This is a genomic window from Luteibacter anthropi, from assembly GCF_011759365.1.
In the GTDB taxonomy this organism is placed as follows: Bacteria; Pseudomonadota; Gammaproteobacteria; order Xanthomonadales; family Rhodanobacteraceae; genus Luteibacter; species Luteibacter anthropi.
On the sequence record NZ_JAARLZ010000004.1, the window covers coordinates 480,275 to 493,276 of the forward strand.

13 protein-coding genes are annotated in these 13,002 nt (G+C 65.3%); 7 read left to right on the forward strand and 6 right to left on the reverse strand.

Annotated features, from left to right (window positions below):
* Window positions 1–60 precede the first annotated feature (60 nt).
* From HBF25_RS09995 to ftsY, 4 genes are read right to left on the reverse strand one after another with little or no spacing between them, the layout of a single operon-like run.
* Complete coding sequence (locus HBF25_RS09995; protein ID WP_166947900.1) at window positions 61–339, reverse strand: oxidative damage protection protein; 279 nt, start codon at window positions 337–339, stop codon at window positions 61–63.
* Entirely contained in the window at window positions 336–1,382 is a 1,047-nt protein-coding gene (gene mutY / locus HBF25_RS10000; RefSeq protein WP_243853151.1) for an A/G-specific adenine glycosylase, read from the reverse strand. Before mutY ends, HBF25_RS09995 begins: the two co-directional genes overlap by 4 nt.
* On the reverse strand, window positions 1,379–2,407 hold the full coding sequence (locus HBF25_RS22165; RefSeq protein ID WP_243853152.1) for an AsmA family protein: 1,029 nt from the start codon (window positions 2,405–2,407) through the stop codon (window positions 1,379–1,381). Before HBF25_RS22165 ends, mutY begins: the two co-directional genes overlap by 4 nt.
* A gap of 29 nt (window positions 2,408–2,436) precedes the next feature.
* Window positions 2,437–3,567: a signal recognition particle-docking protein FtsY gene (gene ftsY / locus HBF25_RS10005; protein WP_166947904.1), complete on the reverse strand. Its 1,131-nt coding sequence runs from the start codon at window positions 3,565–3,567 to the stop codon at window positions 2,437–2,439.
* A gap of 64 nt (window positions 3,568–3,631) precedes the next feature.
* Between ftsY and rsmD the strand changes: the two genes are divergently transcribed.
* The 3 genes from rsmD to HBF25_RS10020 are packed head-to-tail and all read left to right on the forward strand — an operon-like array spanning window position 3,632 to window position 5,262.
* On the forward strand, window positions 3,632–4,201 hold the full coding sequence (gene rsmD / locus HBF25_RS10010; protein WP_166947906.1) for a 16S rRNA (guanine(966)-N(2))-methyltransferase RsmD: 570 nt from the start codon (window positions 3,632–3,634) through the stop codon (window positions 4,199–4,201).
* Window positions 4,202–4,228: 27 nt separating this feature from the next.
* On the forward strand, window positions 4,229–4,741 hold the full coding sequence (gene coaD / locus HBF25_RS10015) for a pantetheine-phosphate adenylyltransferase (RefSeq protein WP_166947908.1): 513 nt from the start codon (window positions 4,229–4,231) through the stop codon (window positions 4,739–4,741).
* A 17-nt stretch (window positions 4,742–4,758) separates the two neighbouring features.
* The gene (locus HBF25_RS10020) at window positions 4,759–5,262 is read left to right on the forward strand and encodes a hypothetical protein (protein WP_166947910.1); all 504 of its coding nucleotides are present in this window, start codon (window positions 4,759–4,761) and stop codon (window positions 5,260–5,262) included.
* A 618-nt stretch (window positions 5,263–5,880) separates the two neighbouring features.
* Here the strand turns inward: HBF25_RS10020 and HBF25_RS10025 are convergent.
* Window positions 5,881–7,017: an FAD-dependent oxidoreductase gene (locus HBF25_RS10025; protein ID WP_166947912.1), complete on the reverse strand. Its 1,137-nt coding sequence runs from the start codon at window positions 7,015–7,017 to the stop codon at window positions 5,881–5,883.
* Window positions 7,018–7,069: 52 nt separating this feature from the next.
* On the opposite strand from HBF25_RS10025, the gene HBF25_RS10030 reads away from it, so the two are divergent.
* The 4 genes from HBF25_RS10030 to HBF25_RS10045 all read left to right on the forward strand — a co-directional run bounded on the left by HBF25_RS10030 (window position 7,070) and on the right by HBF25_RS10045 (window position 10,740).
* Window positions 7,070–7,531: a MarR family winged helix-turn-helix transcriptional regulator gene (locus HBF25_RS10030; protein ID WP_166947913.1), complete on the forward strand. Its 462-nt coding sequence runs from the start codon at window positions 7,070–7,072 to the stop codon at window positions 7,529–7,531.
* A 129-nt stretch (window positions 7,532–7,660) separates the two neighbouring features.
* A complete protein-coding gene (locus HBF25_RS10035) occupies window positions 7,661–7,918 on the forward strand; it encodes a YfhL family 4Fe-4S dicluster ferredoxin (protein WP_166947915.1) in 258 nt (85 codons plus the stop codon).
* Between the two features lie 61 nt (window positions 7,919–7,979).
* Window positions 7,980–9,686: a gamma-glutamyltransferase gene (ggt, locus tag HBF25_RS10040; protein ID WP_166947917.1), complete on the forward strand. Its 1,707-nt coding sequence runs from the start codon at window positions 7,980–7,982 to the stop codon at window positions 9,684–9,686.
* A gap of 10 nt (window positions 9,687–9,696) precedes the next feature.
* Window positions 9,697–10,740, forward strand: a complete 1,044-nt coding sequence (locus tag HBF25_RS10045; RefSeq protein ID WP_166947919.1) for a TMEM43 family protein — start codon at window positions 9,697–9,699, stop codon at window positions 10,738–10,740.
* A 200-nt stretch (window positions 10,741–10,940) separates the two neighbouring features.
* Here HBF25_RS10045 and HBF25_RS10050 read toward each other — a convergent pair whose 3' ends face one another.
* The gene (locus HBF25_RS10050; RefSeq protein ID WP_166947921.1) at window positions 10,941–12,551 is read right to left on the reverse strand and encodes an alpha/beta hydrolase; all 1,611 of its coding nucleotides are present in this window, start codon (window positions 12,549–12,551) and stop codon (window positions 10,941–10,943) included.
* Window positions 12,552–13,002: the final 451 nt, after the last annotated feature.

A 13,002-nucleotide genomic window follows, 5' to 3' on the forward strand; every position in this document is an offset into this window, starting at 1 on the left:
CTGCAACGCGAACGTTGCGGCGAGTTGAGCCGCGTATTTAAGCGGGTGTGAAGGCCGTCGTCAAGTATTTTCTTCGGGGGGAACGTAACCGGCCGGCTGGACCACGTCGCCGCCGAAGAAATACTTCTCCATCTCGCCCGAGAGGAAGCTGCGGGTCTTCGGGTCGAGAGGGGAGAGGCGCATCTCGTTGATCAGCATCGTCTGGTGGCTGAGCCATTGGGCCCAGGCTTCCTTCGACACGTTGTCGTAGATGCGCTTGCCCAGATCACCGGGCCAGGGGGCGAAGTCGAGGCCGTCGGCGTCGTGGCCGAGTTTCACGCAATGAACGGTGCGCGTCATGGGGATATCTCCGGAAGGTTGTCGAGCAGCGTGCGCACGGGGGCGGGCAGGCCGAGCGAGGCAAGCTCGTCGCGATTGCACCAGCGCCGGTCGGCGCGATCGGCCACGGCGGCGAGCGGGGCCGCATGGTCGAACAGGATGGGGGAAACGTCCAGCTTGTAGTGGCTGAAGACGTGGGTGAAGGCGGGCAGGGGATCGGCCTGGCGAACACGAGCCAGGGTGGCCGCTACCGCCGGGGCCGTGTCGGCGTCGACGGCTTCGGGAAGGCTCCACAGGCCGGACCACACACCCTGCGGGCCGCGACGCTCAAGCAGCACGCGCCCCCGCTTGTCGCGCACGAGCAGCATCGCGACGGAGCGCGTAGGCACCTTCTTGCCGGGCTTGACCGTGGGCAGCACGGCGGTGAGCCCGTCGCGATGCGCGACGCAGGTGGCCGCCTGCGGGCAGAGCAGGCAGGCAGGCTTGCTGCGCACGCAGACCGTGGCGCCGAGATCCATGATGGCCTGCGTGTAGTCCGCCGTGCGTTTGGCCGGGGTGTGTTCGTCGGCATGCAGCCAGAGCTTCTTCTCGATGGCGCTTTCGCCAGGAAAGCCGGCGATGCCGTGGTAGCGCGTGAGTACGCGCTTGACGTTGCCATCGAGTATGGGAAAACGCAGCCCGTGCGCCTGCGCGAGGATGGCGCCGGCGGTGGAGCGGCCGATGCCCGGCAGGTTCATCAATGCGTCGAGGTCGCGCGGCAGGTCGCCGTCGTGGCGCTCCATGCACAGGCGTGCGGCCTGGTGGAGAAAGCGTGCCCGACGGTAATAGCCAAGGCCCGACCAGAGTGCGAGCACGGTGTCTTCGTCGGCTTCGGCAAGGTCGCGCAGCGTGGGCAGGCGATCGACGAAGCGCTGGAAGTAACCCATCACGGTCACGACCTGGGTCTGCTGCAGCATGATTTCCGACAGCCATACCCGATAGGCGCTGCGCGGATGCTGCCAGGGCAGGTCCTTGCGTCCGTGGTGGTCGTACCAGCGGAGCAGTTCGCGTGCAAAAACGTTCAAGGTGTGGAACCGGCCGTTGAGGCCTGCGCCGGCGTGGATTCGAAGTGCAGGCCCTTGATGTGGACGTTCCCTGCGTCGAGGCTGCCGATGTCGGCGGTGCCTACCAGCGGGGGCAGGGTAGGCGAGCCGGCCCCCTGCATGCCGCTCCACCATGAGGCAAGGGCAATCGGGGGAACACGCAGGTTGGTGTGTTCGTTGTCGCCGTCGAGCTTGAGGGCGATGTAGAGCGGATCGTTCTGGTTGGCGGGTGTCACGCTCAGGGCCATGTCGTAGGGCGTGGCATCGGCCCGGGTTAGCTTGCCGGCCAGGGATGCGCCGATGTCGGCACCTCCGCGCCAGGTTGCCGTGCCCTGCAAGTCCATGCCGAAGCGCTTTTCGCTGGAGATACGCAGGCCCGTGCCGGTGAGGCTCAATACGCCATGGTCGAGCGTGGGCAGTGCTTCAAGTTCCAGCGCATAGGGGGTGTCGTCAGCGGTACGTGCCGACAGGGTCAGCACGAATCGTTTGCCACTGGCGAGACGATCGGCGTTGGCTTCGATGTTCGATAGCATCAGCCGCGTGCCACGCAGCAAGGTGCCGCGTGTAATGCGGAAGCCTGCATCGATCGTCGGCAACGTGGCGCCGGCCATGGAAGATCGCGGAGGCAGCGTGTCGAGATACGCAGACACGGCATCCAGATCGATACGCACGCCTTCCACTTCCAGGCGCGACATCGTGGCTTCGCCGCCGAGCAGCGTGTGCCATGGCAATACCAGCTTGCCGCGCGAGGCCACCAGCAGCGGCGTGCTGACGGACTGGCCACGCAAGGTGAGGCCGTCCAGTTCCAGCGCGGGCTTGGGCCACAGGGTGGGGCTGGCGGGGCTGGCGAGGGTCAGTTCCAGTCCTGCTGCCCGGGCGCGCGATTGCAGCAGGGCCGTGAAGCGTTCGGGTTGCAGCACCACGTAGGTGGCGATAAGCGCTGCCACGAGCAGCACGAGGAACGTGCCGCCCACGACATACAACCCGATCCGCAGTCGGCGGTTCATGGCCGCGACCTTGCCCGTGCCGCTTCCACTCAGCCGCCGAGCTGGCTGGGCAGGAGGCCGTCGACGAAGGCTTCGGCGTCGAAGACGCGCAGGTCGGTGGCGGTTTCGCCCAGGCCCACGTAGCGGATGGGCAGGCCGAACTCGCGGGCCAGTGCGAACATCACGCCGCCCTTGGCCGTGCCGTCGAGCTTGGTCACGACGAGGCCCGTGACATTCGCCGTGTCGCGGAACTGGCGAAGCTGGCTGATGGCGTTCTGCCCGGTGGTGCCGTCGATGACCATCAGCACCTCGTGCGGCGCCTGGGCATCGAGCTTCTTCATCACGCGGCCGATCTTGCCAAGCTCGTCCATGAGGCCGCTCTGCGTGTGCAGGCGACCGGCGGTGTCGGCGATGAGCACGCCGGTGCCACGCGAACGGGCGGCCTGGAGGGCGTCGAAGATCACGCTCGCGGAGTCGGCATCCTGGCCCTGCGAAACCACGGGCACCTTGTTGCGCTCGCCCCAGGTCTTCAGCTGTTCGACGGCGGCGGCACGGAAGGTGTCACCGGCGGCGAGCAGCACGCTGCGGCCTTCGTCGGTATAGCGGCGCGCGAGCTTGCCGATGGTGGTGGTCTTGCCCACGCCGTTGATGCCCACGGTGAGGATCACGAAGGGGCTGTGCGTGGAGACGTCGAGCGGCTTCTCCACGGGCTTGAGCAGGCTGACCAGCTCGGCGCGCAGAGCCTTGAGCAGTTCGCCGGCATCGGAGAACTCGCGCTTGTGCATGCGCTTGCGCAGCCCTTCGACGAGGCTGGTGCTGGCCTCGACGCCAACGTCGGCGGTGATCAGCGCCGTTTCCAGTTCGTCGAGCAGGTCGTCGTCGAGCTTGGGGTGGCGTACGAAGAGCGAGGTGAGGCTTTTCGCAAAGCCGCTGCCGGCCAGGCGCTCGCGCCAGCTTCGGCGCGCGGGCTGTGCGGCCTCCACCACTTCGGCCTCTTCGGCTTCCTGGGTGACCTCGGGCAGCTCGGGGGCGGGAGCCGCGGTTTCGGCAAGCACTTCGGCCACGATCGGGGCGCTGTCGATCGACACGGCCTCGGCCGGTGCGTCGATACGCTCCTCGATGGGCGCGTCCTCGGGCTTCGCGACGGGTTCGGCGGGCTTCTTTTTCCAGAACTTGAGCATTGCGCGGCGGATTCAAAGACAATGTGCGAATGCTAGCACTCCCGCCCCTACTGGCCGCTGATCGATGAACGGCTCCGGTCGTATCCGCGTCATCGGCGGAAACCTGCGCAACTCCCGGCTGGAGGTCCCCGACCTGCCGGGCCTGCGGCCTACCTCCGACCGCGTGCGCGAGACCCTGTTCAACTGGCTGCAGCCGGTTATCAGTGGCGCGCGCTGCCTCGACCTGTACGCAGGCACGGGCGCGCTGGGCATCGAAGCCCTGTCGCGTGGGGCGGGCATGGTCACCTTCGTGGAGCGCGAGCCGAAGCTCGTGGCGGCGCTGAAAGCCAACCTGGCCCGCCTGAAGGCAGAGGCCCGGGTGGTGGCCGACGATGCCGCGCGCTGGCTGAAGGCCGGCGGCAAGCCGTTCGACGTGGTCTTCATGGACCCGCCCTTTGCCGACGACGCCTGGGCCGAGGCGGCCCTGCGGCTGGAGGAGGCCGGCTGGCTGGCGGCGGATGCCTGGATCTACGTGGAGTCTCCCCGCGGTGCCTCGTTCGACCTGCCGGCCAACTGGCTACCACATCGCCAGGGGCAGGCCGGTGAAGTGGCCTACGCCCTCTATCGCCGCACCCCGGCCGATCCGTTAAGCTAGCCCGCGTTTTCCTCCGACCCCCAGTCCATGACTCCTCCGCCGGTCAATCCGCGTCTTGCCGTCTACCCGGGCACGTTCGATCCGATCACGAACGGTCACGCCGACCTCGTGTCGCGAGCGGCCCCCCTGTTCGACCGCATCATCGTGGCCGTGGCGGAGAGTCGTAACAAAGGTCCGGGTGGTCCCGGCTTCAGTCTGGACGAGCGCATCGCGCTGGCCCGCCTGGCACTGGCCGACCTGCCCAACGTGACGGTCCGCGGGTTCGACTGCCTGCTGGCCGATTTCGTCACCGAGATCGGCGCGGGGGTGATCCTGCGTGGCCTGCGCGCCGTGTCCGACTTCGAATACGAATTCCAGCTGGCCAGCATGAACCGTCACCTGATTCCCCAGGTCGAGACGCTGTTCCTGACGCCGGCGGAGCAGTACAGCTTCATCTCCTCTTCGCTCGTGCGTGAAATCGGTCGCCTTGGTGGCGATATATCCGGCTTCGTGCATCCGGCGGTGCAGCAGGCCATGCGTCAGCGCTGGCGCAACTCTTGAAACCAAAGGTGATCATCATGCGTAAGTTCGTCCTCGCCGCGTCCGTGGCCCTGACCGCCGCCCTGGCTCTCTCGGCCTGCAACAAGTCGGAAGACACCGACCAGGCAGCCACCCAGCAGGAAGCCGCCGTTTCCAAGCCGTCCGATCCGAAGGACACCAAGGCGTGGAGCCAGTTCTTCGGCCAGATCGTGCGCAAGAACATGCAGGGCATGACCGCCGATCGTCCGTTCCCGTACTTCGTGCCGGCCGGTGACGACCAGGAAGGCCAGGACGGTCGCCAGCGCCAGCTCGACAATGTGCAGGGCACCGTCGCCCGCGGCGTCACCCCGGGCAACATGCTCGTCTTCGGTGGCCCGGAGTCGGCGAAGACGGCCGACCTCATCGTCGAAGCCTTCAAGAACGCCCAGCCGGGTACGTTCAAGAACGTGATCGTGCTGTTCATCGGCGACCAGGCCGACCAGCAGCGCGTTGCCGATGCGCTGGCTTCGAGCGGCGCTACGTATCGCTTCGTCGCGATGTAATCGCGCCGGGCTTTTTGCCTGGTGGGTTCATGAGGCGCCCTTCGTGAGAGGGGCGCATTTTTTGTGGGGTTTTGCTTTGTAGGGTGGGCTCGCCTGTCGGCCTCGCGCTCGGCGCGTGTGGCGTGGTCGCCTCTACCGAACATGATCGCAGGCTGTTGTAGGAGCGCGCCTGCGCGCGACCGGTTATCGCGAACATCATCATCGTTTCGATATCACCGGTCGCGCGCAAGCACGCTCCTACAACGCAACGGGGGCGATCTCGTGACAACGCTTCCACTGTAGGAGCGCGCCTCGCGCGCGACCGGTCGTCGCGAATATCATCATCGTTTCGATATCACCGGTCGCGCGCAAGCACGCTCCTACAACGCAACGGGGGCGATCTCGTGACAACGCTTCCACTGTAGGAGCGCGCCTCGTGCGCGACCGGTCGTCGCGAATATCATCATCGTTTCGATATCACCGGTCGCGCGCAAGCACGCTCCTACAACGCAACGGGGGCGATCTCGTGACAACGCTTCCTCTGTAGGAGCGCGCCTGCGCGCGACCGGTCGTCGCGAATGTCATCATCGTTTCGATATCACCGGTCGCGCGCAAGGCGCGCTCCTACAGGGCTGTGTTTCAGTGGGTGTTTGCGCGGTGCATTTGTGCCGTTTGTGCTTCGCCATCATGCGATAGCGCTGTTGCTGCGGCGATGGCAGCGTTTTCTGCGGAAGGGGCGACGCGGGCGAACATCTGTGATTCGTACTCGGCGACGGCTTTGTCCGGATCGGGTAGGGATACCAGCGATTGCGACAGTTCCAGCGCATCAAGCATGGCGTGGTTGACGCCTTCACCTCCGAAGGGCGACATCACATGCGCCGCGTCGCCAATCAGTGTCAGGCCTTTGCGGTGTGTCCAGCGGTGTCCTACGGGTAATGCGTGAATCGGCAGCACGGCGAAGCGATCGTTGCTGGCGCGGAAGAGGTCGAGCAGAGTGTCGGCATAGCCTGCGTATTCGGCGGTGAGTCCGGCACGCACCGCGGCGGGCGAGGTGAAGTCGAAGCGTTGTTCGGCCCAGCCCAAGGGCACACGGAGGATGGCGTAGCCGCGCAGATGGGCATGGCCGTTGCGCTGCACGATCAGGCCCTTGCCATCGGCTTCCACGCCCATTTTTCCGCGCCCCACGAGCTTTGCGAGGGCCGCGTGGGCGTTGTCTGCGTCGTCGATGCCGAACTCGATGAAGCACAGTCCGCTGTGTTGCGGTTTGTAGGGCGAGAGTGCGGGGCGCACCCGGGACCATGTGCCGTCGGCGCCTACGACGAGGTCGAATGGGCCTTCGTCGCCTTCGTCGAAAACCAGGTACCAGCGATTGTCGTTGCCTTCGCGAAGATCGCGCAGTGGGCGGTGCCAGCGCATGGCATTGTCGGGCAGGGCATCCAGCAGCAGCTGTCGCAGCGCCGAACGATCAATTTCCGGACGCTGTCGACCGGTCGTGTCGCTGTCTTCGAAGATCAGGGCGCCATGCTTGTCGTAGAAGCGGGTTTCCTGGTCCTCGTAGCGGGCGACCTCAAGGAAGGGGGCCATCAACCCGGCGCGTTCGAGGGCAAGCAGGCCGGAGTCCTCGTGCAGGTCGAGCGATCCACCCTGCGCGCGGGCGCAGGCACGTTCATCGCGTTCGAAGACGGTGGCTGCCATGCCATGGCGATGCAGCAGCCGTGCCAGCGTGAGGCCGCCGGGGCCGCCGCCGATGATGGCGACCCTGGGATGGGAATTCATGGGAGCACCGATTAATATAGGGTCCTATGCAATATATATAGGCGCCTATGTAATGGCAACTGAATCACGAGTCGTCGGGCCCGGCGAAGCCATGCGACGGATAGGGCAGGTATACCGGACGTTCGGCAAGCTGGTGGACGGCCCCCTGCGCAAACTGGGCTTTTCCATGGGCCAGCTGCCGGTGATCGTCACCTTGAAGAACACCGGGGCGCTTTCGCAGACCGAGCTGGCGCGTATCGCGCAGGTGGAGCAGCCGAGCATGGCGCAGTTGCTGGGACGCATGGAGCGTGACGGGCTGGTGGAGCGGGTGCCTGATCCGGCAGACGGACGCAGTCGCCTCGTCTCGTTGACCCGGCTCGCGCAGCGCCAGATACCGCAGGGCAAGGCGGTGATGGACGATGCATCGGAGCTTGCGCTTGCCGGCTTCTCATCAGCGGAAAGACAGCAGCTCCTGGACTGGCTGTCGCGTATCGAGGCAAACCTGGAAGGCGCCCTGGCGCAGGAGAAGGGCTGAAGGCGGCCGCTGCGTCGCTTCGCGATGCCGGCGGCAGTCCCGGTGGCCTGGCGGGGTGCTGGAGGGTCCCGGCGGGCGAGAGCCATTCGCATCGGGGCATGAAGGGCGCGCATGGGGTAAAATCGCCCCATGTCCCTGATCATCCTCGATACCTGCGTCAACTGCGACGTCTGCGAGCCCGTGTGCCCCAACAAGGCCATTTCGCTGGGCGAGGTGTACTACGTGATCGATCCGGCCCTGTGCACCGAATGCGTGGGCCACTTCGACAACCCGCAGTGCGTGGAGGTGTGTCCGGTGGAGTGCATTCCGCACGATCCGGATCACGTGGAGTCGCACGAGCAGCTCATGCTGAAGTACGAGCACCTGATGGCGAAAGCCGCTCCCTGAGCCCTCGCGGGCGTCATGCGTTAATCTCGACGGCAGCGATCCTGTTTCCGGAGAGACATCGATGACCCATGCTCCGTCGTGGCGCGTGCTTGCCGCGAGCCTTTTCCTCGTCCTTGGCGCAGGCAGCGCCACCGCCCAGGACAAGGCGCCCGATGCGCCCTCGCGCGGCCCAGGCCACGCGGCCATCGCCAGCGCCAATTTCCTCGCCACCCATGCCGGCTTCGAAGTGCTGGGCAAGGGCGGCAATGCCTTCGACGCCGCCGTGGCGGTGTCTTCGACCCTCGCCGTGGTGGAGCAGCAGAGTTCCGGTATCGGCGGCGGTTTCATGGCCTTGCTGCATCGCGCGTCCGACAACAGCAACACCTTCCTCGATGCGCGCGAAACCGCGCCGAAGGCGGTGGACATGAAGGATTACATCGGCAAGAACGGCAAGCCCAATCGTGATGCCTCCACGCGTGGCCCGTTGTCCGCCGGTATTCCCGGCGAGCCGGCCGGGCTGGTCTGGATGGCGGAGCATTACGGCAAGCTGCCGCTGTCGGAATCACTGGCCCCGGCCATCCGTATCGCGAAGGAGGGCTTCCAGCCCGACGCGCGCTTCCTCAACACCATTGCCGAGCACAAGGACACCTTGCTGCGCTGGCCGGCCTCGGCCGCCGTGCTGCTACCGGGCGGCAAGCCGCCGGAGCAGGGCTGGACGCTGAAGCAGCCGGATCTTGCGAAGACGCTGGAGCGCATCGCCGCGAAGGGGCGTGACGGCTTCTACAAGGGCGAAACGGCGAAGCTGCTGCTTTCCTCCACGCGCAAGGCCGGTGGCAAGTGGACGACGGCCGACCTGGATGGCTACACGGTCAAGGAGCGCCAGCCGCTCAGCGTGGACTACAAGGGCTATCGCATCGTCACCGCCCCGCCGCCGTCGTCCGGTGGCGTGGCCATTGCCGAGGTGCTCAACATCCTCGCCGGCTATGACCTCACGAAGCTAGATGCCGCCCATTCGCTGCATTACACGATCGAGGCGATGCGTCGCGCGTTCCGCGACCACAACGAATACCTGGGCGATCCGGATTTCGTGAAGATGCCGCTCGATATGTTGCTGTCGAAGCACTATGCCGACGGACTGCGCGCGACCATCGCACCGGACAAGGCCACGCCGTCCGAGCTGCTGCCGCCCGCCATGGCGCCGGAGCCCGGCATGCATACCACGCATTTCTCGGTGATCGATGCCGACGGCAACATGGTGGCCTCCACGCTCACGGTGAACCTGGAGTTCGGTTCGGGCTTCATCGCGGCTGGTACCGGGGTGGTGCTGAACGACGAGATGGACGACTTCGCACTCGTACCCGGCCAGCCCAATGCTTACGGATTGCGCGATTCCTGGGCCAATGCACCGGAGCCGGGCAAGCGCATGCTGTCGTCGATGTCGCCCAGCTTTGTGTTCGGTGCCGACCGCACGGCCATCATCGGCTCGCCGGGTGGCTCCACGATCATTACCCAGGTACTGGAAGGCATCCTCGCCTTCATCGATGGCAAGAATGCCGCGCAGATCGTGGCGCAGAAGCGCTATCACCATCAGTATCTGCCGGACCGCGTGGATGTGGAGCCGGGTGCGTTCGACGACGCCACGGCCAAGGCGCTTACCGCGATGGGTCACGTGCTGAAGGATCGTTCGCCGTGGGGCTTCATGAACGTGGTCACCTGGGACCATCGCACCAACACGCTGGATGCCGCGAGCGATCCGCGTCGCCCATCCGGCCTGGGCAAGGTCCAATAAGGCGCCTGCCATGAAGACGAAAGGACACGGCATGCACGGGCGGTCTCGAATCATCGGAGCGGGTCTCATCATCCTGGCGCTGGCGCTTCTGTTCTGGAACGAGCGCCGGGCCATCGATTACGACCAGGCATTGGCGAAGCAGGGGCCGGCGGTGCTGGACCTCGGAGACAAGGGGCATCCGTCGGCGGGCCAGTACGGCTCACTTACGCGCGTCAGCGGCCTGCCAAAGATCGTGGATGCGCCTCGCGACCAGGAGTTCGGCGTGCGCATGGAATCGCCGTTGCTTGTTCGTCACGTGGAGATGTTCCAGTGGCGAGAGATCAGCGTTGCGGGCGATACGCACTATGAGCTGGACTGGGTAGATCACCCGGTCGAGTCGTCGCGATTCGCGAAGCCGGGCGGTCACGCCAACCCGGGTGCCTTTCCCATCCAGGGGCGTCAGTTCGAAGCGGGCGAGGTTCGCCTTGGCAACTTCCGTCTTGCCGCGCCCATCGTCCGTGCTTTTCCCGGTCGTGTGATCGTTCCACCGGAGGAGAACCACTTGCCGCCCAACCTTGCCGCCACCTTCCAGCGGTCGGGAGACTATCTCGTCACCAGCGGCAAGCCGGAGGCACCCCGACTCGGCGATCTTCGCGTAAGTTGGGAGGCAGTGCCGTTGCAGTCCATGACGGTGCTGGCGCGTATCGATGGCGATGTGCTTGCTCCGGGCGACACCAGGGATACGAATCCGGGTTTCGAGGTTCAGGTGGGCGAACGCAGCCTGCGCGACGTACTGCCAGCGCTGCCCGAACGGCCTCAGGCCACGATGACATTGCGTGTGCTGGCGGGGCTGGTGGCGTCCTTCGGTGTGCTGCTGCTGGCGGCGGGCACGAGGGTGAAAGGCGATCCGCTGTTCGCTCTTGGTGTGGCCGCCGTGGTCATTACCGCTGCGGGCGGCCTCCTATGGGTGACCGAGGATGCCATGGCAAGCAGCGTGTGGGCGCTGGTGGCCGTGCTCGGTGCCGGCCTCGCCATCTGGCGCACGCAACAGCGCACGCCACCCCGATCTCCTTGATATCTATCATCGCGGCGTCGGTAACGATGTTGTAGGAGCGGGCCTCGCCCGCGACCTTCCTCAGGCCGGCATGACGAAGGAAGCCTTGCTTTCGACCGGGCGAGCCATCATGGCCTGCCTGATCGAAAGCAAGGCTTTTTTCGTTTCATTCGCAATGATGAAGCGGTCGCGCGCAGGCGCGCTCCTACACGGGGCTCAGGTTATAGTTCTCCGCCGTGAGGATAGTGAGGTGGCGTATCCGTCGTGGTCCCTTCCGTGCAATCGACGCGTCGTTTCGAGGGCGTTTCGCCGGTAAGCAGATAGTGCGCGGCATGTCGCGTGGCACATTTCGCCGTTGGCTGGCCGAGGGTGGTGTGTCCCTGCAAGCCGACGCTCACCAGGAAATGACTGTTGGGCAGTTCACGGGTCATCGCCTCGGCTGCGCCGATGGGGGTTGTCCAGTCGCTGGACGAATGCATCATCACGATGGACGGCAGGCGCTTGAGTGCCTCGAACGAAGGACGGAGGCTGGGTGCATGCGGCCATGCCGCGCAGATAAGACCCATCACGGCTTCCTGGCCGCGGGGAAGGGTGGCCTGGGTGTCCATGAAGCGGATGCCCTTGCGAATGTCGTCGGGTGACGAGCGCCACACGGAGTCGTTGCAGTAGACGGCGAATGTAGCCGCGGGTCCGCCGTAGGGCAGCGTCCGGGGCGAGCCGTCGTTAAAGAAGAGTGCGCCGGCGAGGGCAAAGGCGCTGGTACGCATGCCGCGATCGATGTCGGCATGCGAATGGAAGACATGCGTTTGTAGCCGGCTGCGCAACGTGTCCAACGAGCGCTGTTGCTCCGGCATGGCGGTCCATTCGTCGGCCACGGCCAGGGCCGCGACCACATGCTCGGGAAACGATACGGCGGGTGCCCACATGCGGCGCATGAAAAGCGGCATGCCGATCAGTCGCTGTCGGATGGCCGATACGGAGGTGCCCAGGCCATAGATGTCAGGGCGCTCGACAGCGGGCTTCAGGGCATCGGCGATCATGGCCCTGTCGCGGTAGATGTGCAGGCCGGCTTTCTGGAAAAGCCAGCGTCGTTCGAAGTCCAGCGAGGCGTCGAGAAGAACGCGGCCGGTATGGGAAGGGTGCAGAGACGCATACCAGGTGGCGACCCAGGTACCGTATGAGGCGCCATACAAATGCATGACGGGGATGTCCAGGGCCGTGCGCAGGGCTTCCATGTCGGCCACCTGTGCGGCCGTATTGATCTCTGCGGCTTTCGGCCCGCAGGACTCGGCGAATGTGCGTGTTTCGGCGACGAAATCGTTCCAGGCAGCATCGTCGTCGGGATTCATCATGGCCTGGGACGCCTTGCGGCCGGTAAATGGAATGCAATCGGGCCGCGTTTCATCCGTAAGGCCTCGCGGCATGAGGGCGACGATGTCATAGCGGTCCGAAAGGAGCTTCAGGTCGCCGAGGTCAGGGTCCGTGACATCGATCGAACTCCAGCGTTGAGCCAGTTTCATGAGCGAGGACATCGGATCGGCGCCGGGGCCTCCGGGGTGATAGAAGATCGTGCCTTCGCGAATCGCGGGTCGTGCCGCGCGCACGCGCAGCACGGGCATGCGTACGGTTGGTGATGCCGATGCCTGGTGATCGTAGGGAACGTTGAGCCAGCCGCAGTCGAATCGTGCGAGCAGTTCGGGTGTCAGCGTGGTTCCCTTGCCTGGTGCACATGCGCCCCAGGTCAGCGCCTGGGAACCACCGGTGGGCTGTGCCGTGCCTGCATGAGCAGGGAATACACAGGACAATGCGAGGAAAAGAAGGGTTTTTTTCATGAGCGCGCTCCTTGCGTGGTCGATAGCCACCGCTCGCGCGGTGGAATCACAACCTAGCGCTGGAAGCTCAGCGACACAGTGGGATCAATACGATGCAGGCTGTCGCTGATCGCCGCCGGGTAACGTGGTGATGCAGGGCAATAAAGTGCATGCCCAACCGTCGTTCCAGCGAAAGCTGGAACCCAGCGCCCCGGTTCGCAAGTAAGCACGGCCACGTATCATCGGCTCTTGTGTAGCTTAGCCTCAGGCGAAAACCCATCGCACCGCACTGGGTTCCTGCTTTCGCAGGAACGACGTGAGGGATAGGCAGGGGGGGCAAGCGTCACAGCTCGTCGTTCCAGCGAAAGCTGGAACCCAGCGCCCCGGTTCGCAAGTAAGCACGGCCACGTATCATCGGCTCTTGTGTAGCTTAGCCTCAGGCGAAAACCCATCGCACCGCACTGGGTTCCTG